Raw genomic sequence first — 23,258 nt, 5'->3', positions numbered from 1 at the left:
CGCTCGCCGCCACATTACGTCAGCTTTATTGACATTCCAAGGACGAACTGGTAGCGAATCGCAGTTTCGACGCAATATTATGTCCACTTCGGACGTTTCGCGCGCAACAAATGCAAATTGACCACTGCGCTGAAGGAGAAGAACGATGGCTGGCTACGATGATCGCGACGGCAAGATCTGGATGGATGGCACCCTTGTCGACTGGCGCGCGGCCAATGTGCATATCCTCTCCCATGCCCTGCATTACGCCAGCTCCGTCTTCGAGGGCGAGCGCTGCTATGACGGCACCATCTTCCTGTCGCGCAAACATTCCGAACGCCTGCTGAAATCCGGCGCGCTGATGGACATGGAGATCCCCTACAGCGTTGATCAGATCGAAGCCGCAAAACAGGCCGTGCTCGATGCCAACAGGCTGGAAAACGCCTATGTGCGTGTCGTCGCCTTCCGTGGCGCGGGCGAGGACATGGGCGTCGCCTCCGCCCGCAACCCGGTCCGCATGGCCGTCGCCGCCTGGGAATGGGGCAACTACTATGGCGACGCCAAGATGAAGGGCGCGAAACTCGACATCGCCAAGTGGAAACGCCCCAGCCCCGAGACCATCCCCACCGCCGCCAAGGCGGCCGGCCTCTACATGATCTGCACCATGTCCAAACACGCCGCCGAGGCCAAGGGCTGCTCGGACGCGCTGTTCATGGATTACCGCGGCTATGTGGCCGAGGCGACAGGCGCCAACGTGTTCTTCGTCAAGGACGGCGAGGTCCACACCCCCGACCCCGACGCCATCCTCAACGGCCTCACCCGCCAGACCGTGATCGAAATGCTCCAAGAGTGCGGCATCAAGGTCAACGTGCGCCACATCATGCCCGAAGAACTCGAAGGCTTCGAACAATGCTGGCTCACCGGCTCTGCCGCCGAAGTGACGCCCGTCGGGCAGATCGGCGACTACACGTTCGAGGTCGGCCAACTCACCCGCGACATCGCCGAAGGCTACGAAAAGCGCGTCCGGGGGTTGTGACGGCGTGCCACCCGGCGGCGCGGTTCAAGGCGCCGGGTGCGTCGGGGCATTCCCGACGGTCGATCAATGCGCCGGCTTGGGAGCCATCAAACGGCGCTCGGGCGCCAGTTCATGGCCAAGCGCCCCCGCAGGGGTGGGAGGAACCCTGCGGGAGCGCCATGAAGCCAAGCCGGAGGAGGTCAGTCTTGAAGCTTGGCAGTCAACTGGGCCTGCAGATCGGCATCGGTCTGGGCAAGTTGCAGGATCTCGACGTAGCGATCGACGTCGATATCAGGGGCCTCGTCGACAGCCTGGGTCATCTCGGCTTGCGCTTCGTTGATGATCTCCTGCTCTTCGGCCTCGTCGCCAGCCTCTTGAAGGCGCGCCCCGAATTCCTGCTCGATGGCGATGACATCCTTGTAAGCCACGACAAAGGCGTCGAGCTCATCTTCCGACACGGATGCGGGCGCTGTTGATTGTTGTGCCATTGCAGGTGCTGCGACGACAGGCGCGAACGCGAAGGTCGCAGCGGTGATGGCGGTGGCAAGTATCTTGGCGTTGGACATTTCAAACCTTTCTTGAAGTTTCGGACGCATCGCAGAACCTAATGGGTCGCTCACAGAGCGCAAACCGGGGTCGCGGAAATTTGCCGACATGGCGCGCGCCTCCCGGGCTGGCGGGGTGTCGCCCCACGCGGGTTGGGCGGCTCAAGCCGGTCATAGGCATTTAACCGCCCACCCGGCGCGCCCCGACAGGCATCTTCACGCCCGGATGTCGGCGTCCTCGGCCGCGGGCATTTCTTGACCGGGCGCGCGCACCTACCTTTCCGTCATCGAAAAGGAGGACATCATGCATCCACCCAATGAAGAACTGCACCGGTATCCCCGCAACGGCGTGGACCCTGATAAAGTACCCGCAGCAGGCAGCTCATCCTGGGGCGGCCTGACCGTTTTGCTGTTCATTGTGGTGCTGATGAGCGGCCTGATCGTCTATAGCAGTCTCAGCACACCACCGGCACAGCCGCCCACACCCGCGGTCGATACCGAGGCCCCCGACAGCATCACCAGCACGACCGGCGCCGGAACCGAATAACCTCGAACTCCATCGCCCAGCTGTGGCGCCGGTCGCGAGTGACGCCGCGGCGTCAAGGTCAGGGCGCGCCCCGCCATGCCAGCGCACCGGCTCCGCCGCCGAAGTCACGCCCGTCGGGCAGATCGGAGACCATACCTTCGAAGTCGGCACCCCGACGCGCGAGATTGCGGAAGGGTATGAGAGGCTTGTTCGGAGGACGTGAGGGAAGCGGCCCCGGCGGCGCGGGTTTGTGGTGTCGGGGGATGCGCCTGACGCCAAGGGCGGTTTCGATCTGGGCGTGATGCTGGTTAGGTTGGGAGCGTTGTAAAAGACGACTTGCCGAAAGGCGGCTCTGCGGGCGAAATGGACGGTCGGAGATGCTGAATTCCGGCAGGTGCAGGCGGTCGATTCGAGCTCTTTGCTTACGGACAAATTGTTATCTGTGCCCTGGACGCTGCAGGTTTCAGTTGTGATGACCACCTCATGCAAAGGAACACGCGCCGGAGCGCTGTTTCCTATGCCTGCTGTTCCTCGGATGTGATGGATGGAATTTCGGTTCGCTCCTCTTCCGGGGCACCGCAGAGCAATTCGACCGCGCGGTCAGCGGCATCCTGGAAGGGCTCCAGCACCAGATCAGCACCGGAGGCGAACAGCTCTTCCGTATCACGCGGATGGTGCGAGGCAACCGCGATACGGCCACGGAATCCGGAGGTGCGGGTTAATTGGATCAGCGTCGTGCGCGTGTCCTCATGGCTGAGACCCGTGGGATGGATCGGCACCGTGGAGACGATCCATTCCGCATACGGCAGGGGCAGTTCGGCCACGAATTCCGGGTCGGATGCGTCGCCGAACTCCGTCTCAAGTCCAAGTTCACGCCAGCGTCTGATCGCCATTGGGTTGAAATCGACCCCCAGCACCTTGATGCCGCGTTTCTGCAGGCGAAGTCCGATTGCAGTTCCAAACCGCCCCAATCCGAAAACAAGCACCTTGTGGCCGTCGTTACGATGCGCGCCTGTCTCGGAGGGTTCGCGCGGGGTGCCCTTGCGCTCGAACACACCCAAGAACCGCTCAAACACGGCATAAAGCTGGTGCGAATAGGTGATCATGTAGGTAGAAGCCGCGATGGTCACGAGGCCGACCATGGTGACAAGACCAAGGGCATCTTCCTGCACATGTCCCAGCGAAACCCCCATGGCGACGAAGATCAGAGAAAACTCGCTGATTTGCGCGACCGTCAGACCGGCAAGAAAACCAGTCCGCTTGCGGTAGCCCAAAGCCCCCATGATCACGAGCACGATCAGCGGGTTCCCAATCAGAACGAATAGCGAGAAAATGATCGCACCGGTGACATGCGCCCCCAGTAGCGACAGATCCAGCGCGGACCCGAGTGCGATGAAAAAGAAAAGCAACAGAAAGTCGCGCAACGGTGCAAGACGGGCCGCGATGGTTTCGCGGTAAGGTGTGGACGCGAGTGCTACGCCCGCGAGAAGCCCGCCGACCTCTTTGCCCAGTCCCACAATATCTCCGGCCGCCGCAAACATCGCCGCCATCGCGATGGCAAAAATCACCAGAAGCTCGGGCGCATGGGCCAGGCGCTCGGTCAGCGGATTCGCAACGTAGCGCACGAACAAGATAACGACTGCCACCATTGCCAGGCCAGACCCCAGCACCATCGTCACCGACCCGCCGCCATGGCCATCGCCTGCCGCGCCAATTCCGATCGCAGACAACGCGATCATGGCCAGAACCACGACAAGATCCTGCACGATCAGGAAACCAAGTGCGATCTGCCCGTGCAGGCTGTCGATCTCGCGCTTGTCCGACAGAAGTTTCACGATAATGATCGTTGACGAAAACGTAAGCGCGACCGCAACATAGAGGCTTGTGACCGCGCCCAGCCCCAAAGCCAACCCGATTAGGTATCCGAAGATCGAGGTAAAAGCGACCTGGCCCAGACCCGTCAGAAGTGACACAGCCCCGAGCGAACGGATGAGTTTCACATCGAGCTTGATGCCGACAAGGAAAAGAAGCACGGCGATACCGAGCTCTGACAGAAGACTGATCTGTTCGTCCGACCGCACGACGTCCAGCGCCGAAGGCCCCGCAATGAGGCCCACCGCGATGAAGCTGACGATGAGCGGCTGGCGCAGGATGATCCCGAAGAACCCGATCACCGCCGCCATCACCAAAAGTGCTGCGATCTCTGCAAACGGCGACTGAACAATCACTTCCATCAATTCTTCTGCTCCTTCTTGTCACCGGCGCGAGGCTTGTCTGCCGCCCCGTTCACTGCTGATGCGGGTTGTGTCGCATGACCTTCGAGAAAGGCATCAAGATCACCCGGGCCTATGCGCCATCCCTTGCCGATATCAATTGCGCGAAGCTCGCCGTCCTTGATCCAGCGTCGAACCGTCACTTCGCTGACCTTAAGCAGCTCAGCCACGTCCTTTACGGTTTGATATTGCTCTTGAGACATGCTGAACGTCTTTTCACCCCGTTTGTATTCCTATACCGTATTTTAGCTGAGTTTATTGATCCAGACAGGTTTTTGAGCGTTTTTACGTTCAAAGAACGGGCGGATCGAAATAGCCGGAAAGGACGTAATGCGATGGAGATGATCTTGGTTGCCACGGACTTCTCCGAACGATCAGATCGGGCGCTTCGACGCGCGACACTTCTTGCGCGACAGTTTGAGGCCAAGCTCCACGTTGTCCACGTCGTTGACGATGATCAACCAAAACGGGTCGTCGATGCCGAATACGATCAGGGGAGCAAGCTTTTGCGGCTGCTGGCCGAAACGCTTCGGGATGTGGATGGCGTGGATTGCGAAACGCGCGTCATTCTCGCGTCGCCTTTCGCCGGGATTGTCAGGGCTGCAGAGGAACTGGAACCTGACCTGCTGGTCATTGGACCACATCGGCGGCAAGTTCTCAGAGATGTCTTTATCGGGACCACTGCAGAACGGACAATCCGATCGGTGACCTGTCCCGTCCTCATGGTAAACGCGACGCCGGCGGCGCGTTACAGACATGTTTTGCAGACAACTGATCTTTCTGACGGGTCTCGCGACGCGCTTCGGCGGCTACCCGCGCTCGGGATCACCGAACAAGCAAAAAATTCTCTTCTCTATGTGTTTGATGCGCCAGCGCTGCGGTTGACCTTCAGCGGCTCTATGCCAAGGGATGATCAGCAGAACAACCTCGATGACGAGAAGCGGGACGCAGCCCGCGATCTTGCGAAATTCGTTGTCTCATCCGGGCTCGGCGGGTGCCACCAGGTGGTACGTTATGAATCGACAGCGCCACAGCACGAGATACTGAAATCCGCAAAAGCGGAAAAAGCCGATCTTATCGTGCTCTCTACTCACGGGAGGAGTGGAGTGGGAAAACTGATGATAGGCAGCGTCACCGAGCAGGTTCTGAGAAGTTCAACCGTCGATGTTCTTGCGATCCCGCCACTTCGCAGCAGGTGATTGCCCTTGGGGCATGGCCGCGATGCCGCGGTAGATCAGGTTACCGAACATGCGGGATTAATGATCCAAAGCCAGCAAGATTCGGCTTGCGACACGCCGTCGCCCGCGCGCATTTCAAGCAGTGCGATGATCTGCCCTTCGAGGGGCGCGGCCATGTTTGATCCTCCCTCTCCGAGAGCCTTGAAAAAGGCCTGCTCTCAATCGGTCCAAATGCTGCGCGACGCGCGAATGGCAGATTCGGTGACTCCGCCGTGCAGCGCTTGTCGATGTGGCCAAGGGCAGTTCAGACCCGATCAGACTCCTTCGGCCTTACACGGCCATCACGGTTCTGACCCCCAATCACCCCCCCCTCCAAATAAACCCACCCCGACCCGGCGCAAAAGCACCTGATCGGGGGATTTGTACAGAACGAGGACGGCCCCGCCGGATTTCGGTACAAAACCGCCGTACAAAACGGACGATTTGTACTGAAGTTTCGGGCGTCAGCCGGGGGTCAGGCCGCGCAGGCGCTCGGAGCGGCGGCGCAGGAGCTCGACTGTTGTCAGCAGCATGATCGAGATGACGACCAGGATCGTCGCGACCGCCAGGATGGTCGGCGAGATCTGCTCGCGAAGGCCCGTAAACATCTGCCACGGAAGGGTTTTCTGCCCCGCCGAGCCGACGAACAGGACCACCACGACCTCGTCGAACGAGGTGATGAAGGCGAACAGCCCGCCGGAAATCACCCCCGGCAGGATCAGCGGCATCTGCACCCGGAAAAACGTCGTCAACGGGTTCGCCCCCATATTCGCCGCCGCCCTCGTCAGCGACCGGTCGAACCCGACCAAGGTGGCCGTTACCGTTATAATAACAAAGGGAATTCCCAGCGCGGCATGGGCCAGGACGACACCCCAATAGGTGCCCTGAAGCCCCAGTCGCGAGTAGAAGAAATACATCCCCGCCGCCGAAATGATCAACGGAACGATCATCGGCGAAATCAGAATCGTCATGATCGCCCGCCGGAACGGAACATGCTCGTCACTCAACCCGATCGCCGCCAAAGTCCCGAAACCCACCGACAACAACGTCGCCACCGGCGCGATGGAAATCGAGTTCCACATCGCCTGCTGCCAGTCGTCATTGGTGAAGAAGTCCTTGTAATGCTTGAGAGAATACCCCGCGGGGTCCAGCCGCAGCATCTCGGGCGTGAAGGTGAAGAAGTCCTGCGCATTGAAGCTGAGCGGCATCACGACGACGATGGGCGTGATCAGGAAAAAGAAGATCATCCCGCACAGAACCCGGAACGCGAAGTGGTAGAACACCTGCTGCCCGGTGGTATAGGGTGGCAGCTTCGCCCGGTAACGCCCCTCGCCCAGCCAGAAGATGAACCACCCGATCAGCCAGCCGAACCCTAACCCGATAACCGCCCCCATCGCGTCGGCCAACAGGTAACCCATTGTTCCCGAAGCAATAAAAGTGACCCATCGTGCTATACGCTCCTTCCGGAAAACGCTCAACCAGACAAATGCCAGAGCCGCGGTCAACACAAAGCCGATGACCAACCCAAGCAAAGAGTTGTCATGCGCGGTGCCCACCAAGAGGCCCGCAAAAGCCCCGGCCAATCCCGCCACGGGGGCGGCGAAGGAAACGGGTTTCGGTTGGGTGATGGTAATTGTCATGGCCTTACCCCAGCTTCACGTTGTCGATGCCGACAATCTTGTCATAGGCCCAATAGAGGATGAGGACCGCGAACAGCAGGATCGAACCAAGCGCCGCCGCCAGACCCCAGTTGAGCGAGCTGGAGATATGATAGGCGATCCTGTTCGAGATGAACGTGCCGGTGGTGCCGCCCACGATCTCGGGCGTAATGTAGTAGCCGATGGAGAGGATGAACACGAGGATCGACCCCGCACCGATCCCCGGCACCGATTGCGGGAAATAGACCCGCCAGAAAGATGTCCAGTTGGTCGCGCCAAGCGATCTGGCCGCACGCACATAGGTCTGCGGGATGGTCGACATTACCGAGTACATGGGCAAGATCATGAAGGGCAGCAGGATGTGGGTCATCGCCACGATCGTGCCAAACTGGTTGTTGATCATCACCAGTCGGCCGGCATCATTCACAAGCCCCAGCCAGACCAGCGTATCGTTGATCACACCTTGCTGCTGCAGCATCACCTTCCAGGCGGATGTGCGCACCAGAAGCGATGTCCAGAAGGGCAGAAGCACCAGGATCATCAGAAGGTTGGCGGAGCGCGCCGGCAAGGTCGCCAGCAGATAGGCGACGGGATAGCCCAGCAGAATACAACTGCCCATGATGACCAATGACATGAACAGCGTGCGCTGGAACAGCATGATGTAGATTTGTTCGTTCTCGGGGCGCGACTGCACTCCATCAGGGGTTTTCTGCAGATCGACCGCGTTCAGAAAATACCCCGCCGTGAAGGGGGGCGCAAACATCTTGATGGTTTTCCAGTTGTCAAGGTTGCCCCAGTCCTCGTTCATGTCGATGAACGCCTGCTTGTAGTCGATCGCGGGCTGGTCGGCCAATCCGGACTGGGCGGCGCGTAATTCCTCGGCGCCCGCACCATCATATCCCGACAGATCGGCGCCCGAGTGCAGATCCTCGACAAGGGCGACCTTGACAGCCTCCCATGGTTCTTCCTCGGCCACGACATCTTCGTCGGCAATGGCTGTGAAGAGGGCAAAGGCGGTATAAGCGCGCACGGTACGCGGCAGGAGGTCGGCGATTTCCTGCGACGGAGCAAAGCCCACTTCGCCGTCGAAACCGGACTGATTCAGCTTGGCAAGACGCTCGCGCTGATCCGCAAGTATGCCGGATGCCTTTGGCGCGTCATCTGCTCCGCTCATCATGTTGAACCAGAAGGTTTCATCTTCCCACGACGCGTCGATATCCTCGAGAGCGTCAATCTGGTCCTCGCCGATATCATCCACCTTGCGCCCGGATGTGCGGAACATTGAAGAGATACCTGACTCTTCGTAGTTCAGACGCGAACCAAGCCGCGTATGGCGCTTGGATTCGGCGGCAAGGAACATGTCGTAGTAAAGTGCTTCGAACGTGTCCTGACCGGGCAGGTCATCGCCGGTGCCATCCCAGTCATCAAGCGCCGCCACTGTATTGGGCAGCGTATTCGAGACGATCTGGTTCTCGACCGAGCGGAACAGCATGTCCGCGATCGGCGCGATGAAAGTCACGAGGACGAAGATCAGCAAAGGTGCTATCAGGGCTAGCGCCCGCAGCTTCTGTGCGCGGATCGCGCGCCGCAGGCTGCGCTTGAGTGGCGTCCCATCAGCGGCCAGAACCGGGCCAGTATCGGTGGTATCGCTCATCTTGTCCCCGTCGGTATGCTTTTGTTCTTTGTGGTCGGGAGGGCCGCGCACGGCCCTCCCGCATGGTCAGGTATCGGCGAGACCGATCAGTTGGCCAGCCACGACTGGAACTTCGCGTCCAGATCATCGCGGTAGTCAGCCCACCATTCGAAGTTCATGACGAACGCGTTCACGGAGTTTTCCGGGCTCGTCGGCATATGCGGAGCCATATCGATTCCAAGCTCCGCGTGCTCACCGACCAGCGGTGCCGAAGACTTCCGCGCCGGGCCGTAGGAGATGTACTTGGCCTGATCTGCAAGACGCTGCGTGTCCGTGGCGAAGTACAGGAAGTCCAGCACACGTGCCAGCTTGTCGTCTTCCAGACCGGCCGGGATGATCCAGCCGTCGATGTCATACGCTTGACTGTCCCACATCATTTCCACGGGCTGATTCTGCTCGGCAATCAGGCTGAACAGACGGCCATTGTAGGTCGAGCCGAACACAACTTCCTTGTCGGCCAGCAGCTGCGGAGTGTCGGCGCCAGAGCTCCACCAAACCACCTCATCCTTGATGGTATCGAGCTTGGCGAGCGCACGGTTCCGGCCTTCTTCGGTTTCCAGAGCATCGTAGATTTCATCACGCGCGACACCGTCGCACATCAGCGCCCATTCCATGTTGTTGTGCGGACGCTTCTCGAGGCTGCGCTTGCCCGGGAAAGTTTCCAGGTCGAACACGTCGCAGATTTCGGTCGGGACCTGACCGTTCCACTCGGCCACGTCGTTGCGGTAGCCGAAGGTATAGGAATAGGCGATCTGCGGGATGAAGCAGTCGCTGACAATCATGTCACCGAAGTCATCTGACGCCGAAGTGCCATCGGGGGCAGGCGCCAGGATTTCATCGTGATCGACTTCCATTGCAAGGCCTTCATCACAAAGGCGCATCGCGTCCGCGGCGGTCACATCCACCAGATCCCAAGTCAAGTTGCCGGCCTCATCCATTGCGCGCAGCTTGGCGACGGCTTCGGCCGAGGATTCGTCCCAGGTGACCGACACGCCGGGGTTATCGGCGATGTAAGGTTCAACGTAAGCCTTCATCTGGCTTTCCTGATAAGCGCCACCCCAAGAAACGAGCGTCAGCGAATCGGCCATGTCTTGTGCGTGCGCTGAGACAGCGGCAACCGTCAGCGCGGTAGAGGCCATAAGAGTCGTCGTTAGTTTCATTTCATGCTCCCAACATTATTTTCCCGTTTTGAACTTTGGGCTCCGCGTTACGGGCGGGAACGGCGAAGCCTCGGGCTTATCGCGCCCCGAGGGGCACGAATGCACATGGTCTAGACCGCGTCGAGCGCGCGACAGTCGCGCGGCAACCAGCCGATCTTGATTTTCTCACCCGGCTTCAGGCGCCGTTGATCCGCCGAATTCCGGGTCTTGATGATGAAGTCGTCGCGCCCCGCCACCCTCAGGCGGGTGCGGAACACGTCGCCCATGTAGATGAACTCCAGCACCTCGGCATCGAGCGTATGGGCATTCTCGCCCAGCTTGGTGATATCGACCTCGACCCGCTCGGGCCGGATCGAAATGGTCGTGCGCTCGCCGGGCTGGCTGACATTTACCGGCTTGGCGTCAATCAACCCACCATCGTCCAACTCGACCAGGCAAATATCATCACTGATCTCCTTGACCGTGCCCGCCAGCGTATTGTTCTCGCCGATGAATTGCGCCACGAAGCTGTTATCGGGGCTTTCATAAAGTTCGTCGGGCGGCGCAAGCTGCTGGATGCGGCCATCGTCGAACACCGCCACACGGTCGGACATCGTCAATGCCTCGGTCTGGTCATGAGTGACATAGACCGTCGTGATCCCCAGCTCATGCGCCAGGTTGGTGATCTCGAACTGCATGTGTTCGCGCAGCTGCTTGTCAAGCGCGCCAAGCGGTTCGTCCATCAGGACAAGCTCGGGCTCGAATACCAAAGCGCGGGCCAAGGCGATCCGCTGCTGCTGACCCCCCGAAAGCTGCGCGGGCCGGCGTCCGCCGAAATCGCCCATCTGCACCATGTCCAGCGCGCGTTTGACCTTGCCCTCGCGGTCGGACTTGCCGATCTTGCGCACTTCCAGCGGGAAGGACAGGTTCTCGGCCACGGTCATGTGCGGGAACAGGGCGTAATTCTGGAAAACCATCCCGATGCCGCGCTTGTGCGGCGGAATGTTGTTGATCTGCCGACCATCCAGCTTGATCTCGCCATGGGTGGCGGTCTCGAACCCGGCCAGCATCATCAGGCAGGTCGTCTTGCCGGACCCCGATGGCCCGAGCATCGTAAGAAACTCGCCCTTCGGCATCGAAAGATTGAGGTCTTTGACGACTAGGGTCTCGCCGTCATAACTCTTCTGCACGCGTTCGAATGCAACGAACGCATCATTGTTCGCAGTCTGCGCCAATTGTGGCTCCCTGTCGTTGTTACCCATGGATTATTTCCACGTTCAGTGCGGAACTAAACCGTCAATAGCCACCTGTTGCAAGTAGAATTCCCGCTGATCCGCAGAATATGCAACGCTCAAGGAACATTGCGCAGTCAAAAGCGGCATTTCGGGAAAAATGGGCAGTTCATTCAGGCAAAATGGCCATGACCAACCGGGTCGGTCATGGCCCTGCAAGGCATGACGCAACGTCAGCCAAGCACCTTTTTCACCGCCGCGGCGGTTTTCGAAACGACCTCGTCGGCCTCTTGCCGAGTCAGGCAGAAGGGCGGTGCAAAGCCCAGGATGTCGCCTTGCGGCATGGCGCGACCGATCACACCGTCGGCGCCCAATGCGCTGGCGACCTGCGGCCCGATCTTGTCGGCGGCATCAAAGAAGGTGCGGCTATCCTTGTCCTTCACGAACTCGACGGCACAAAGCATCCCCTCGCCACGAACCTCACCAACTTTCGGGTGATCGCCCAAAGCCTCCGTCATGGTTTTGTTGAGATAGCCGCCCACCTCGCGGTTGTTCGAGATCAGGTCCAGTTCGTCCAGCAGCTTGAGATTGGCAACCCCGGCTGCCGCGCCGATCGGGTGCGCCGAATAGGTCCAGCCATGGCCGATCGCGCCGTTCTCGTCCGTGCCCTGCTCCAGAACCTTCCACATCTTCTCGCCCACGATCGAACCCGACAGCGGCGCATAAGCGCTGGTCAGTCCCTTGGCGATGGTGATCAGGTCGGGCTCAAGCCCGTAGTGATCCGATCCGAACATGCTGCCCAGGCGGCCAAAGCCGGTCACGACCTCGTCGGCGATCAGTAGGATGTCGTGCTTTTTGAGCACCTTCTGGATCGCTTCCCAATAGCCTGCGGGCGGCGGCACGATCCCCCCGGTGCCCAGAACAGGCTCGCCGATAAAGGCGGCGATGGTGTCTGCGCCTTCGCGCTCGATCAGCGCTTCGAGAGAGTCGGAGCAATGCTGCACGAACTGCTCTTCGCTCTGATCCAGATTGTCGCGGCGATAGTAATAGGGTGCCTCGGTATGGATCACCTGCGACAGCGGCAGATCGAACTTCTTGTGGAACAACTCGAGCCCGGTCAGCGAGCCGGTCATCAGCCCCGACCCGTGATAGCCGCGCCAGCGCGAGATGATCTTCTTCTTCTCGGGGCGGCCAAGGATGTTGTTGTAATACCAGATCAGCTTGACGTTGGTTTCGTTGGCATCCGAACCCGACAGGCCGAAATAGACCTTGGACATGCCCTTGGGCGCGCGGTCCATGATCATCTTCGAGAGGGTGATGCTGGCCTCGGTGCCATGGCCGACATAGGCATGATAATAGGCCAGTTCCTTGGCCTGCTCGGCGATCGCATCGGCGATGTCCTGGCGGCCATAGCCCACGTTCACGCAGTAAAGCCCGGCAAAGGCATCCAGCAGCTTGGTGCCGTCACGGTCCTCGATATGGCAATTCGTGCCGCCGGTGATGATCCGGTTGGGGGCCTCTCCGCGGGCGAACTGCGCCAGATGCGTCGAGGGATGGAAGAAATTCTCCCGGTCCCATTGGTCAAGTTGATCGTTCTTCAGCATCGTCTTTCCTTTCGCTTGTTCCCTGGCCCGGCCGGTTCAGCGGCGCGGGGCCGGCATCTGTCACTGCGCCTGCCCGCTCATGCCCAATCGCGGCAGACGTATTTCACTTCCATAAACTCTTCCATGCCCTTGCGCGCACCTTCGCGGCCCAGACCGGACTGCTTGACCCCGCCGAAAGGAATCGGCGCGCCGGTGACCTTGGTGCGGTTGACCGCGACCATGCCGAATTGCAGCGCGCGCGTCACGCGGTAGATCCGGCGCGGATCGTGGCTGTGGAGATAGGCGACAAGCCCGAACTCGGTGGCATTGGCGCGCGCAACGACCTCGTCCTCGGTGTCGAATGGCGTGATCGCCGCTACCGGACCGAAAGTTTCATCGCTCATGATCGCCGCCTCGTCCGGCACATCGGTCAGCACCGTGGGCTGATAGAACAGCGGGCCCAGATCGTCGCGCTTGCCCCCGCATGCCAGCTTCGCACCCCTGGCCAACGCGTCGGCCACATGCTCTTCCTGCTTCTGCACGGCCTTTTCATTCATCAGCGGGCCGATATCGGGGTCGTCCATGCCGATCCCGAGGCTGAGCTTCTGTGTCGCCTCGGTGAAGCGGCGGCAGAAGGTGTCATAAACCGCGCGCTCCACGTAAATCCGGTTCGCACCCAGGCAATCCTGACCCGAGGTGGCGAACTTGGCCTTGATGGTTTCCTCAATGGCAGTGTCCATATCGGTGTTCTTGAACACGATCACCGGGGCGTGGCCGCCCAGTTCCATTACCAGCCGCTTCACCGTGTCTGCCGATTGCCGATAGAGCAGCCTGCCGATCTCCGTAGACCCCGTGAGTGACAGCGCGCGCACGCGCGCGTCCCGCGTCCAGGGCTCGACGATGGTCGAGGCCCGGCCTGTCACCACGTTGAACACGCCCGCAGGAATGCCCGCACGCTCGGCCAGCTCGGCCAGCGCCAGCGCGGAATAGGGCGTCTCGCTCGAGGGATGCGCAACCACAGTGCAGCCAGCCGCCATCGCCGCCGCCGCCTTGCGCGTCAGCATCGCCGCCGGGAAATTCCACGGCGTGATCAGCGCCGCCACACCCACGGGCTCCAACCACAGTTCGACCTCGGCGTCGGGCAGGTGACTGGTGACACCTTCTATGTTAGGGCGCTTCGCCTCTTCGGCGTAATATTCGACAAAGCTGGCCGCATAGTCGATCTCGCCGCGCGCTTCGGACAATGGCTTGCCCTGTTCCAGCACCATGATGCGGGCCAGGTCCTCCTTGTGCTCGATCATCAGGTCGAACCAGCGCCGCAGCATCGTTGAGCGGTCCTGCGGTAACGTCATGGACCAATCCGGAAAGGCCGCATGCGCGGCGTCCACCGCGAGCCGTGCCTGATCCGCCGACAGGCTGGCCACATCACCCAGCGTCACACCGTCCGCCGGGTTGGTAACGGCAACGGTCGCGCCATCGTCCCCGGCGGTCCACTTGCCGTTAACATATGAAAAATTCCGCACCAGGCGCGCGTCTTTCACGCCATTGCGGGTCCAGATCGCTGAATCAGACATGCAAATCCTCCTTTTGAGGAAGAATATCTGCTCGGGAACATGCTTTGGGGCTAAACTCCGGCGCTATAGCAGACGATTCTTCTGCCAATGAGCAAAGTTTCGGAGGATTCACCCTAAAAGCATCTCAAGCGGGGGAAGCGAAGGGGATTTCACCGGCTTGGTCACGATATAGGTGAAATACCGCGCCAACCCGATGCTCGCCTCGAGCATCTCGTCGATCAGGCGCTGATAGGCGTCGATATCGGTGGTCACGATCTGCAACAGATAATCAAACCCGCCACCCAGGGCCCAACAGGCGGTGATCTCGTCAAAATTCCGCACGCTGTCCTCGAAGGCGCGAAAGCTGGCCGGGGTATGATCGGCCAGTTCCGCCGCCACGAACACCGTGACATGCGAGCCAAGTTTCTTAAGGTTGATCCGCGCGCCGTAACCGTCGATGAACCCGGCCTGTTCCAACTTCTTGAGGCGTTCCCAGCAGGGGCTTGCCGACAGGCCCACCCGCGTTGCCAGTTCCGCCTTGGTGATGCGCCCCTCCTGCGACAACACGCGAAGGATCTGCAAATCGCGCGCGTCGAGCTTCATGCGCGGATCACCGTGCCTGCGGCGCTATCGCCAAGCAGCGCGAAAACATGGCTGGCGATGGCCGTATCCTGCGCGCCGGTGCCGGTCAGGTCGGCGATGGTGATGTCATCCGCGCCGCGTCGTCCGGGCGCATCGCCCCGGATGACCTGGCCGAGTTCGGCCGGGATGCCCGCCTGCCACAGGCCGGCCGCCTTGGCACTGCGCAACTCACCCAGCATCTCGGTCTGGCTGACGCGGTCGGCGACATACAGATCGACCTGTGTCAGTGCTCTGGGGTCGATCTCGTTCTTGCCTTCCTGATCCGATCCCATCGCAGTGATATGCAGCCCCGGATGCAGCCACTCGGCCCTGAGCACCGGTTCACGCGCAGGCGTCGTGGTGACAACAAGCTGGCTTTGCGCGACCAGATCCTCGGGCGCGGCAACGGCCTTGGCCTCAATCCCCAGACTTGCCGCTAGGTCATCGGCGCAAGCCTGCGCCTTGGCTTGATCGCGCCCCCAGACCAGCAACTTCCTGAATGGCCGCACCAGATGCGCCGCCTGCATCTGCAGGCGCGCCTGAACGCCTGTGCCGATGACGCCCGCGGTACCCACTTCTTCGGGTGCCAGATGCCGCGCGGCGACAGCCCCGGCGGCGGCTGTACGGATATCGGTCAGATAGCCATTGTCCAGAAACAGTGCCTGCACCAGCCCGGTCTTGGCCGAAAACAGGATCATCAGCCCGTTGAGCGAAGGCAGGCCCAGCTTGGGATTGTCGAAAAAACCGGGGCTGACCTTGATCGCGAACCCGTCGAAGCCCGGAATATAGGCGGTCTTCACATCCACCTCGCCATTGGCGGCGGGCAAATCCATCGACATGATCGGCGGCATCACCACATTCCCCCCGGCCAGCGCGATGAAGGCCTGTTCGATCACGTCGACCGTTTCGATATCAAGCGCCACCGTGTCGCGCAGCTCTGCTTCGGTCAGGATCCTGATATCATGCGGCATAGGGTTTCCCTTTCACGGTGATGTCGCCCAGTTGCACATCCTGCCCGGTGACGACACGGGTGAATGTCGGCATATCCAGATTGCGCCCGGTCACAATGGTTGCCGTTGGACCATTAAGTTCGATCCGGCCACTCAGCACCGCGGCCATCCCCACGACGCAAGCGCCTTCCGCGACGATCCGGTCCTCGTAATAGAGCACCTGCATCGCGTGGTAAATCTCGTCCTCGGAGACCAGCAAGGTCTCGTCCAGCAGATCGCGGCAGATCGGAAAGCTCAGGCGGTTCTCCATCCCGATACCGCCGCCAAGCGAGTCGGCCAAAGACGCCACTTCCTCGACCTCGACGGGTTTACCCGCGCGGATGCTCTCATACATGGCCGCGCCGCGATCCATCGAAATGCCGATCAGGCGGATCTGCGGGTTGATCGCCTTGGCGGCCAGCGCCACCCCCGCCGCCAGCCCACCACCCGACAAGGGCACAAGCAGGGTGGTGATGTCGGGACGCGCCGACAGGATTTCAAGCCCGATCGTGCCCTGCCCCGCAATCACCAGCGGGTCGTCGAATGGCGAGATTTCGTAAAGGCCCTCGTCGCGGGCAAGGCGCCGGGATTCGGCCAGCGCCTCGTCCTGGCTGCGGCCCGCGATATGCACCTCGCCACCCAATGCGCGAATGCCATCGACCTTGGCCCGCGGCACCAGTTCGGACATGCAGATCACCGCACGCATCCCGCGCTGCCCGGCGGCATAGGCCACGCCCCGCCCGTGATTGCCCGTCGAACAGCAGGTAACGCCCCTGGCCACGGTCACGCCCGCCACCGCGTTCAGCGCACCGCGCAGCTTGAATGCGCCGATCGGCTGCATGTTCTCAAGCTTGAGCAGAAATTCAGCCCCCGAGCAGGCGCTCATGAATGGGGACGGAACCAAGGGCGTGCCATCGGCGACTCCACGGATCACCTTGGCCGCGGCATGAATGTCGGCGAGGGTCAGTTGCATTTCAACCTCCGGATCGCTGAAGACAGCTTTGCGCCGGGGCAACCTAGCGTCAACTGCGCGACAGGTAATTTCCCAAAAACGACATTTCATGCCGTTTTCCTTGGGGCAGGCTGGCTCCCTGCGCAGTAAGGCGCAAGAATGTTCCTTAACTTCGGGTATGACGATGATCCAGAAATACCTTCCGTTTTCCGATGCAGAATTCCAGCGCCGGCTGGAAAAAACCCGCCGTGCCATGGAAAGGGCCGGAATCGACGCGATGTTCGTGACCGACCCGTCCAACCAGAATTGGCTGACAGGCTATGATGGCTGGTCCTTTTATGTGCATCAGGGTGTCATCGTCCTGCCCGACGCCGATCCGATCTGGTGGGGCCGCAATCAGGATGCCAATGGCGGCGTGCGCACCGTCTGGATGACCGACGACCGTGTGATCGGCTATCCCGACAACTACGTCCAGTCCACCGACCGCCACCCGATGCAGGATCTGTCCGAACGCCTGAAAGGCATGGGGCTGGACAATGCGCGCATCGGTGTCGAGATGGACAACTACTATTTCTCGGCCAAGGCCTTCACGGTCATGCAGACCGAGATGCCGAACGCCACGCTGGTGGACGCCACCGCGCTGGTGAACTGGCAGCGCGCGGTCAAGTCGGGCGAGGAACTGGCCTTTATCCGCAAGGCCGCCGCGATCTCGGAAAAGATCGTCGACGGGCTGCTGGAACGGGTCGAACCGGGCGTGCCCAAGAACGAGGTTGTCGCCGAAATATTCCGCGACGGCATCCGTGGCACCGATGGCAACTGGGGCGATTACCCGGCCATCGTGCCCCTGCTGCCCTCGGGGTCGGACGCCGCCGCACCGCACCTGACATGGGATGGCCGCGATTTCGCCGAGGGCGAGGCGACGTTCTTCGAGATCTCGGGCTGCTACCGGCGTTACCATGCGCCGCTGTGCCGGACCCTGTTTCTTGGCAAGCCTCCGCAATTCCTGCTGGATGCGGAAAAGGCTCTGGTCGAGGGGCTGGAAGCGGGGCTTGATGCCGCGCGCGCGGGGAATCGCGCCTGCGACATCGCCAATGCGCTGGCCGCGCCGCTGGAACGCGCCGGGATCGAAAGGGGCGCGCGCTGTGGCTATCCCATCGGGCTCAGCTATCCGCCCGATTGGGGCGAGCGCACCATCAGCCTGCGGGCCGAGGACGAAACCGTTTTGGAGCCGGGCATGACCTTCCATTTCATGCCGGGTCTGTGGATGTCGGATTGGGGGCTCGAGATCACGGAGTCGATCCTGATCAAGCCCGACGGCCCGGCGGAAACCTTCTGCAATCGCCCGCGCAAGATGTTCATCAAAGACTGAGCACAGGATGGAATCGGCCTATCTGTATCGGGTCGGTATCGTGTCCGTATTTCTCGCGGTGGCTTCGCCTGTCGCAAGCGCAGCCGCTGGGGCGGTGACAATCCTGCCGGGGCTTGCTAAAGGCTGGTGCAGGGTCGCCACGATGGAGCCGATTTTGAAGGTCACGGAAACGAAACTGCCCGGCGTTTTGCTGATCGAGCCGCGCCGCTTTGGCGACAACAGGGGGTTCTTCTCGGAGAGCTGGAACCGCAAGACCCTGTTGGAGCACGGCGTCGATATCGACTTCGTACAGGATAATCACTCGGTCTCGGCGGCGGTCGACACGGTGCGCGGGCTGCATTTTCAATCCCCGCCTCATGCTCAGGCCAAGCTGGTGCGCTGCGGGCGCGGGCGGCTGTTCGATGTTGCGGTCGATGCGCGCAAGGGCAGCCCGACCTATGGTCAATGGGTCGGCTATGAACTGACCTTCGAGAACGGCTTGCAGCTATTGGTCCCCGAAGGTTTCCTGCACGGTTTCGCCACCCGCGAACCCGACACAGAAATCATCTACAAGTGTTCGGATTACTACGCGCCCGAATGCGATGGCGCGGTGCGCTTTGACGATCCCGACATCGGGATCGACTGGGGCCTTTCCGGCGCGCCGGTCCTTTCGGACAAGGACGCCGCAGCACAGATGTTCGCAGAGTTCGACAGCCCCTTCACATACGGAGACACGGCATGAAGATCCTTGTGACAGGCGGCGCGGGATTCATTGGCTCGGCGGTCGTGCGCCTTGCGGTGGAACGCGGGCATGAGGTGGTGAACCTTGATGCGCTGACCTATGCGGGGCGGCTTGAGAACGTCGCCGAAGTGGCCGACAGCCCGCTTTACAGTTTCGAACATGCCGATATCCGCGACCGCGCGGCACTGGCGCGCATCTTTGCGGAGCATGATCCCGGTGCGGTCATGCACCTGGCGGCCGAAAGCCATGTGGACCGCTCGATCGACGGGCCGGGCGATTTCATCGAGACCAACATCATCGGTACCTACAACATGCTTGAGGCCGCCCGCACCCATTGGGTCGCCAAGGACCGCCCCGCCGGGTTCCGCTTTCACCATATCTCGACCGATGAGGTCTATGGCTCGCTGGGCGATACGGGGCTGTTCACCGAAGAAACCCCCTATGACCCGCGCAGTCCCTATTCCGCCTCAAAGGCGTCTTCGGACCATCTGGTGCGGGCCTGGTTCCACACCTACGGGCTGCCGGTGGTGCTGACCAATTGCTCAAACAATTACGGCCCCTATCATTTTCCCGAGAAGCTGATTCCCAAGGTCATCCTGAACGCACTTCACGGCAAGGACATCCCCGTCTATGGCGAGGGCCTGAATGTGCGTGACTGGCTGTTCGTCGAAGACCATGCCGACGCGCTTTTGCTGGCGGTGGAAAAGGGGCAGCCGGGGCGCAGCTATAACGTGGGCGGACATAACGAGCGGCGCAATATCGACCTGGTGCATGCGATCTGCGATTGCCTCGATGAAAAGCGCCCGCGCAAAACCGGCTCTTATCGCGATCTGATCCGCTTTGTCACCGACCGCCCCGGCCATGATGCCCGCTATGCCATCGACCCCGACCGCATCACCGACGAGCTGGGCTGGAAGCCCTCGGTTACCGTGGAACAGGGTCTGGAAAAGACCGTGCAATGGTATCTCGACAACCCGGAATGGTGGGAACCCCTGCTGCAGATCGAGGGCGTCGGAACACGGGTGGGCACGGGATGAGCCTGCTTGTTTTCGGCCAGACCGGACAGGTCGCCACCGAGCTTGCGAAGCGCGCGCCGGATGCCGTGTTCCTGGGCCGGGATGAGGCCGATCTGCGTGATCCCGCCGCCTGCGAAAAGGCGATCCGCGCCCATGCGCCAAGCGCCGTGATAAACGCCGCAGCCTATACCGCAGTGGACCGCGCCGAAGAGGAAGAGGCGCTTGCCCATCAGGTGAACGCCATCGCCCCGGCGGCCATGGCCCATGCCTGCGCCGAGATGGGCATTGCGCTGGTGCAGATCTCGACCGATTACGTCTTCGACGGAAGCGGCACCGCACCGCATACCCCAACAGACCCTGTTTCACCGCAAAACATCTATGGGCGCAGCAAACTGGCGGGCGAGGAGGCCATCACTCAAGCGGGCGGCACCCATGCGATCCTGCGCACGAGCTGGGTCTTTTCGGCCCATGGCGGCAATTTCGTCAAGACCATGCTGCGCCTTTCCGAAAGCCGCGACGCGCTCAATATTGTCGATGACCAGATCGGCGGGCCGACCGCGGCCGCCGATATCGCCGCGGCCTGTCTTGCCATCGCCAAACAGTTGCAGGCCGACCCGGCCAAAAGCGGCATCTATCATTTCTCAGGGGCGCCAGACGCCAGTTGGAAGGACTTTGCCGAAGCGATCTTCGACATGTCCGCGCGCCCTGTGGCGGTCAGCGGTATTGCGACATCGGATTACCCGACACCGGCCAGCCGCCCGCTCAATTCGAGGCTTGATTGCGCCAAAACAGAGACTGTTTTCGGCATTGAGCGCCCCGACTGGCGCGCGGGCCTCAAGGCCGTTCTGAAAGATTTGGGAGTGTTGAGCGCATGACGCAGCGAAAAGGGATCATTCTTGCCGGTGGATCGGGCACACGTCTTTACCCGATCACCATCGGCGTTTCGAAACAGCTTTTGCCGATCTATGACAAGCCGATGATCTATTATCCGCTGTCGGTGCTGATGCTGGCGGGGATCCGCGAGATCGCGATGATCACCACCCCACAGGATCAGGACCAGTTCAAGCGGATGCTGGGCGATGGCAGCCAATGGGGGCTGTCGCTGACCTATATCGTGCAGGAGTCGCCCGACGGGCTGGCGCAGGCCTATATCCTGGCCGAGGATTTCCTGAATGGCGCGCCATCGGCGATGGTGTTGGGCGACAACATCTTTTTCGGGCATGGCCTGTCGGCGCTTCTGGCCGAGGCCGACAAGCAGGAAAGCGGCGGCACGGTGTTCGGCTATCACGTCGCCGATCCCGAGCGCTATGGCGTGGTCAGCTTCGACGCCGATGGACATGCGCAGCAGATCATCGAAAAGCCCGATGTGCCGCCGTCTAACTATGCGGTCACGGGGCTCTATTTCCTGGATGGCGACGCGCCCCGGCTGGCGCGCGACGTGAAACCCTCGGAGCGCGGCGAACTTGAAATCACCACCTTGCTGGAGATGTACCTGCATGCCGGCAAGCTGGATGTGCAGCGCATGGGGCGGGGTTATGCGTGGCTCGATACCGGCACCCATGCCAGCCTTCTGGATGCGGGCAATTTCGTGCGCACTTTGACCCAGCGGCAGGGGCTTCAGACCGGTTGCCTTGACGAGATCGCGCATGACATGGGCTGGATCAGTGACGAAAACCTGGCCGAACGCGCCAGGATGTTCGCCAAGAACGACTATGGCCGTTACCTGAAAAGCCGCCTCTGACAAAGGCGGCTTTCCGGGGCTTTCTCATCAACTGGCGGCGACCATCAGACCTTGGTCGCTGAGTCGCGCATGGGCCTGATCCAGCGCCGCACCGGCGCGCGCGATCAGGGTGTCGATCTCTTCATGGGTGATGACCAGCGGCGGCGAGATCACCATGCGGTCCCCGACATGGCGCATCACCAGGTTGTTGGCGAAACAGGCCTCGCGGCAGATCAGCCCGGCGGTGCCGGGATCGGCGGCAAAGGCGGCGCGGTGCGCCTTGTCGGGCGACAGCGCGATCGAACCCATCATGCCGGCGATCCGCGCCTCGCCGACCAGCGGGTGATCGGCAAGGGTTTCCCATTTCTTCTTCAGGTAAGGCGCGGTCTTTGATGCGACGCGATCGACGATGCCCTCTTCCTGGAGGATGCGCAGGTTCTCCAGCGCGACAGCGCAGGCGACGGGGTGCCCCGAATAGGTGTAGCCATGCGCGAAATCGCAGCCATTGATCACCTCGGCCACCTCGTCGCAGACCAGCGAGCCGCCGATGGGCGCATAGCCCGAGCTGAGCCCCTTGGCGATGGTCATGACATGCGGCTTGATGCCGAAGCTTTCGGAGCCGAACCAGGTGCCGGTGCGCCCGAACCCGCAGATCACCTCGTCGGCGATCAGCAGGATCTCGTATTTGTCGCAGATGCGCTGGATCTCGGGCCAGTAAGTCTCGGGCGGGATGATCACGCCGCCCGCGCCCTGCACCGGCTCGCCGATAAAGGCGGCGACGCGGTCTTCGCCCAGTTCCAGGATCGCGTCTTCGAGCTCGCGGGCGCGGGCCAGGCCGAATTCCTCGGGCGACATGTCGCCGCCTTCGCCATACCAGTGGGGCTGGTTGATGTGGTGGATGTCAGGGATCGGCAGGCCGCCCTGCGCATGCATCGCCGACATGCCGCCAAGGCTGGCGCTGCCGACGCTGGAGCCGTGATAGGCGTTCTTGCGGCTGATGATGACCTTCTTGGTGGGCTTGCCTTTCTGTGCCCAATAGGTGCGCACAAGGCGGATATTGGTGTCATTCGCCTCGGACCCGGACCCGGCGTAGAACACGTGGTTGAGGTCATAGGGCGTCAGTTCCGCAAGCTTGTCGGCCAGCGCGATGGCCGGGACATGGGTGGTCTGGAAGAAGGTGTTGTAATAGGGCAGTTCCTTCATCTGGCGTGCGGCGGCCTCGGCCAGCTCGTCGCGGCCATAGCCGATATTGACGCACCAAAGCCCCGCCATCGCATCGAGGATCTCATGACCCTCGCTGTCGGTCAGGGTGACGCCCTTGGCGCGGGTGATGACACGTGCGCCCTTCCCGGCCAGCTCGTCGCCACGGGTAAAGGGATGCATGTGATGCGCCGCATCGAGCGCCTGCAATTGCGCCGTGGGCATGTGATTCGTGATCAGCGTCATGACGGAACCTT

General features: G+C 61.3%; 21 protein-coding genes and 1 pseudogene. 9 read left to right on the top strand and 13 right to left on the bottom strand.

What is annotated here, in order from left to right:
• Positions 1-145 precede the first annotated feature (145 nt).
• The gene (locus tag N5A93_RS04150) at positions 146-1,015 is read left to right on the top strand and encodes a branched-chain amino acid aminotransferase (RefSeq protein ID WP_268953796.1); all 870 of its coding nucleotides are present in this window, start codon (positions 146-148) and stop codon (positions 1,013-1,015) included.
• A gap of 179 nt (positions 1,016-1,194) precedes the next feature.
• Here the strand turns inward: N5A93_RS04150 and N5A93_RS04145 are convergent, their stop codons facing one another.
• Complete coding sequence (locus N5A93_RS04145; RefSeq protein WP_268953795.1) at positions 1,195-1,650, bottom strand: DUF4168 domain-containing protein; 456 nt, start codon at positions 1,648-1,650, stop codon at positions 1,195-1,197.
• Positions 1,651-1,843: 193 nt separating this feature from the next.
• Here N5A93_RS04145 and N5A93_RS04140 point away from each other — a divergent pair, with 193 nt between their 5' ends.
• Positions 1,844-2,086, top strand: a complete 243-nt coding sequence (locus N5A93_RS04140) for a hypothetical protein (RefSeq protein ID WP_268953794.1) — start codon at positions 1,844-1,846, stop codon at positions 2,084-2,086.
• A 76-nt stretch (positions 2,087-2,162) separates the two neighbouring features.
• Positions 2,163-2,288, top strand: a pseudogene (locus N5A93_RS04135) (branched-chain amino acid aminotransferase); the annotation flags it as partial.
• 292 nt (positions 2,289-2,580) lie between these two features.
• Here N5A93_RS04135 and N5A93_RS04130 read toward each other — a convergent pair.
• Both N5A93_RS04130 and N5A93_RS04125 read right to left on the bottom strand, forming a co-directional pair.
• Positions 2,581-4,299 (bottom strand): cation:proton antiporter, encoded by a 1,719-nt coding sequence (locus N5A93_RS04130; RefSeq protein WP_268953793.1) that lies wholly within the window; start codon positions 4,297-4,299, stop codon positions 2,581-2,583.
• Positions 4,299-4,541, bottom strand: coding sequence for a helix-turn-helix domain-containing protein (locus N5A93_RS04125; RefSeq protein ID WP_268953792.1), 243 nt, complete (start codon positions 4,539-4,541; stop codon positions 4,299-4,301). The genes N5A93_RS04130 and N5A93_RS04125 overlap by 1 nt, the downstream gene beginning before the upstream one ends.
• Positions 4,542-4,673: 132 nt before the next feature.
• Between N5A93_RS04125 and N5A93_RS04120 the strand changes: the two genes are divergently transcribed.
• Positions 4,674-5,537, top strand: coding sequence for a universal stress protein (locus N5A93_RS04120; RefSeq protein ID WP_268953791.1), 864 nt, complete (start codon positions 4,674-4,676; stop codon positions 5,535-5,537).
• A 482-nt stretch (positions 5,538-6,019) separates the two neighbouring features.
• Here the strand turns inward: N5A93_RS04120 and N5A93_RS04115 are convergent, their stop codons facing one another.
• From N5A93_RS04115 to eutB, 9 genes are all read right to left on the bottom strand, one after another.
• Positions 6,020-7,195: an ABC transporter permease gene (locus N5A93_RS04115; RefSeq protein WP_268953790.1), complete on the bottom strand. Its 1,176-nt coding sequence runs from the start codon at positions 7,193-7,195 to the stop codon at positions 6,020-6,022.
• A gap of 4 nt (positions 7,196-7,199) precedes the next feature.
• Complete coding sequence (locus N5A93_RS04110) at positions 7,200-8,867, bottom strand: ABC transporter permease (protein ID WP_268953789.1); 1,668 nt, start codon at positions 8,865-8,867, stop codon at positions 7,200-7,202.
• Positions 8,868-8,953: 86 nt separating this feature from the next.
• Positions 8,954-10,066, bottom strand: coding sequence for an extracellular solute-binding protein (locus tag N5A93_RS04105; RefSeq protein ID WP_268953788.1), 1,113 nt, complete (start codon positions 10,064-10,066; stop codon positions 8,954-8,956).
• Between the two features lie 110 nt (positions 10,067-10,176).
• A complete protein-coding gene (locus tag N5A93_RS04100; protein WP_268953787.1) occupies positions 10,177-11,280 on the bottom strand; it encodes an ABC transporter ATP-binding protein in 1,104 nt (367 codons plus the stop codon).
• A 230-nt stretch (positions 11,281-11,510) separates the two neighbouring features.
• Positions 11,511-12,881, bottom strand: a complete 1,371-nt coding sequence (locus N5A93_RS04095; protein ID WP_268953786.1) for an aspartate aminotransferase family protein — start codon at positions 12,879-12,881, stop codon at positions 11,511-11,513.
• A gap of 77 nt (positions 12,882-12,958) precedes the next feature.
• Entirely contained in the window at positions 12,959-14,434 is a 1,476-nt protein-coding gene (locus tag N5A93_RS04090; RefSeq protein ID WP_268953785.1) for an NAD-dependent succinate-semialdehyde dehydrogenase, read from the bottom strand.
• A gap of 108 nt (positions 14,435-14,542) precedes the next feature.
• A complete protein-coding gene (locus tag N5A93_RS04085) occupies positions 14,543-15,016 on the bottom strand; it encodes an Lrp/AsnC family transcriptional regulator (protein ID WP_268953784.1) in 474 nt (157 codons plus the stop codon).
• Entirely contained in the window at positions 15,013-16,005 is a 993-nt protein-coding gene (locus N5A93_RS04080; RefSeq protein WP_268953783.1) for a cyclodeaminase, read from the bottom strand. Before N5A93_RS04080 ends, N5A93_RS04085 begins: the two co-directional genes overlap by 4 nt.
• A complete protein-coding gene (gene eutB / locus N5A93_RS04075; protein WP_268953782.1) occupies positions 15,995-16,996 on the bottom strand; it encodes a hydroxyectoine utilization dehydratase EutB in 1,002 nt (333 codons plus the stop codon). Before eutB ends, N5A93_RS04080 begins: the two co-directional genes overlap by 11 nt.
• 163 nt (positions 16,997-17,159) lie before the next feature.
• Here eutB and doeA point away from each other — a divergent pair, with 163 nt between their 5' ends.
• From doeA to rfbA, 5 genes are all read left to right on the top strand, one after another.
• The gene (doeA, locus tag N5A93_RS04070; RefSeq protein ID WP_268953968.1) at positions 17,160-18,344 is read left to right on the top strand and encodes an ectoine hydrolase DoeA; all 1,185 of its coding nucleotides are present in this window, start codon (positions 17,160-17,162) and stop codon (positions 18,342-18,344) included.
• A gap of 142 nt (positions 18,345-18,486) precedes the next feature.
• Positions 18,487-19,065 (top strand): dTDP-4-dehydrorhamnose 3,5-epimerase, encoded by a 579-nt coding sequence (rfbC, locus tag N5A93_RS04065; protein WP_372920895.1) that lies wholly within the window; start codon positions 18,487-18,489, stop codon positions 19,063-19,065.
• Positions 19,062-20,102 carry a dTDP-glucose 4,6-dehydratase gene (rfbB, locus tag N5A93_RS04060; RefSeq protein ID WP_268953781.1) on the top strand — a complete coding sequence of 347 codons (1,041 nt, stop codon included), beginning with the start codon at positions 19,062-19,064 and terminating at the stop codon, positions 20,100-20,102. Before rfbC ends, rfbB begins: the two co-directional genes overlap by 4 nt.
• Positions 20,099-20,956, top strand: a complete 858-nt coding sequence (gene rfbD / locus N5A93_RS04055; protein WP_268953780.1) for a dTDP-4-dehydrorhamnose reductase — start codon at positions 20,099-20,101, stop codon at positions 20,954-20,956. Before rfbB ends, rfbD begins: the two co-directional genes overlap by 4 nt.
• The gene (gene rfbA / locus N5A93_RS04050; RefSeq protein ID WP_268953779.1) at positions 20,953-21,822 is read left to right on the top strand and encodes a glucose-1-phosphate thymidylyltransferase RfbA; all 870 of its coding nucleotides are present in this window, start codon (positions 20,953-20,955) and stop codon (positions 21,820-21,822) included. Before rfbD ends, rfbA begins: the two co-directional genes overlap by 4 nt.
• A gap of 27 nt (positions 21,823-21,849) precedes the next feature.
• Here the strand turns inward: rfbA and N5A93_RS04045 are convergent, their stop codons facing one another.
• Positions 21,850-23,247: an aspartate aminotransferase family protein gene (locus tag N5A93_RS04045; protein ID WP_268953778.1), complete on the bottom strand. Its 1,398-nt coding sequence runs from the start codon at positions 23,245-23,247 to the stop codon at positions 21,850-21,852.
• Positions 23,248-23,258 lie beyond the last annotated feature (11 nt).

The organism is Roseovarius salincola (genome assembly GCF_026891095.1).
GTDB classification, from domain to species: Bacteria; Pseudomonadota; Alphaproteobacteria; order Rhodobacterales; family Rhodobacteraceae; genus Roseovarius; species Roseovarius salincola.
Note: the sequence above shows the minus strand (reverse complement) of the source record. Positions and strands in the feature narration are given on the sequence as shown.

Bases quoted from the DNA above. Each gene is read 5' to 3' on its own strand.
- doeA (WP_268953968.1), top strand. From the start codon at position 17,160: ATGATCCAGAAATACCTTCCGTTTTCCGATGCAGAATTCCAGCGCCGG.
- N5A93_RS04140 (WP_268953794.1), top strand. From the start codon at position 1,844: ATGCATCCACCCAATGAAGAACTGCACCGGTATCCCCGCAACGGCGTG.
- N5A93_RS04095 (WP_268953786.1), bottom strand. From the start codon at position 12,881: ATGCTGAAGAACGATCAACTTGACCAATGGGACCGGGAGAATTTCTTC.
- N5A93_RS04045 (WP_268953778.1), bottom strand. From the start codon at position 23,247: ATGACGCTGATCACGAATCACATGCCCACGGCGCAATTGCAGGCGCTC.
- N5A93_RS04115 (WP_268953790.1), bottom strand. From the start codon at position 7,195: ATGACAATTACCATCACCCAACCGAAACCCGTTTCCTTCGCCGCCCCC.
- N5A93_RS04125 (WP_268953792.1), bottom strand. From the start codon at position 4,541: ATGTCTCAAGAGCAATATCAAACCGTAAAGGACGTGGCTGAGCTGCTT.
- eutB (WP_268953782.1), bottom strand. From the start codon at position 16,996: ATGCAACTGACCCTCGCCGACATTCATGCCGCGGCCAAGGTGATCCGT.
- N5A93_RS04120 (WP_268953791.1), top strand. From the start codon at position 4,674: ATGGAGATGATCTTGGTTGCCACGGACTTCTCCGAACGATCAGATCGG.
- N5A93_RS04080 (WP_268953783.1), bottom strand. From the start codon at position 16,005: ATGCCGCATGATATCAGGATCCTGACCGAAGCAGAGCTGCGCGACACG.
- N5A93_RS04130 (WP_268953793.1), bottom strand. From the start codon at position 4,299: ATGGAAGTGATTGTTCAGTCGCCGTTTGCAGAGATCGCAGCACTTTTG.
- rfbD (WP_268953780.1), top strand. From the start codon at position 20,099: ATGAGCCTGCTTGTTTTCGGCCAGACCGGACAGGTCGCCACCGAGCTT.
- N5A93_RS04150 (WP_268953796.1), top strand. From the start codon at position 146: ATGGCTGGCTACGATGATCGCGACGGCAAGATCTGGATGGATGGCACC.
- N5A93_RS04090 (WP_268953785.1), bottom strand. From the start codon at position 14,434: ATGTCTGATTCAGCGATCTGGACCCGCAATGGCGTGAAAGACGCGCGC.
- rfbA (WP_268953779.1), top strand. From the start codon at position 20,953: ATGACGCAGCGAAAAGGGATCATTCTTGCCGGTGGATCGGGCACACGT.
- rfbC (WP_372920895.1), top strand. From the start codon at position 18,487: ATGGAGCCGATTTTGAAGGTCACGGAAACGAAACTGCCCGGCGTTTTG.
- N5A93_RS04105 (WP_268953788.1), bottom strand. From the start codon at position 10,066: ATGAAACTAACGACGACTCTTATGGCCTCTACCGCGCTGACGGTTGCC.
- N5A93_RS04085 (WP_268953784.1), bottom strand. From the start codon at position 15,016: ATGAAGCTCGACGCGCGCGATTTGCAGATCCTTCGCGTGTTGTCGCAG.
- N5A93_RS04145 (WP_268953795.1), bottom strand. From the start codon at position 1,650: ATGTCGGCAAATTTCCGCGACCCCGGTTTGCGCTCTGTGAGCGACCCA.
- N5A93_RS04110 (WP_268953789.1), bottom strand. From the start codon at position 8,867: ATGAGCGATACCACCGATACTGGCCCGGTTCTGGCCGCTGATGGGACG.
- rfbB (WP_268953781.1), top strand. From the start codon at position 19,062: ATGAAGATCCTTGTGACAGGCGGCGCGGGATTCATTGGCTCGGCGGTC.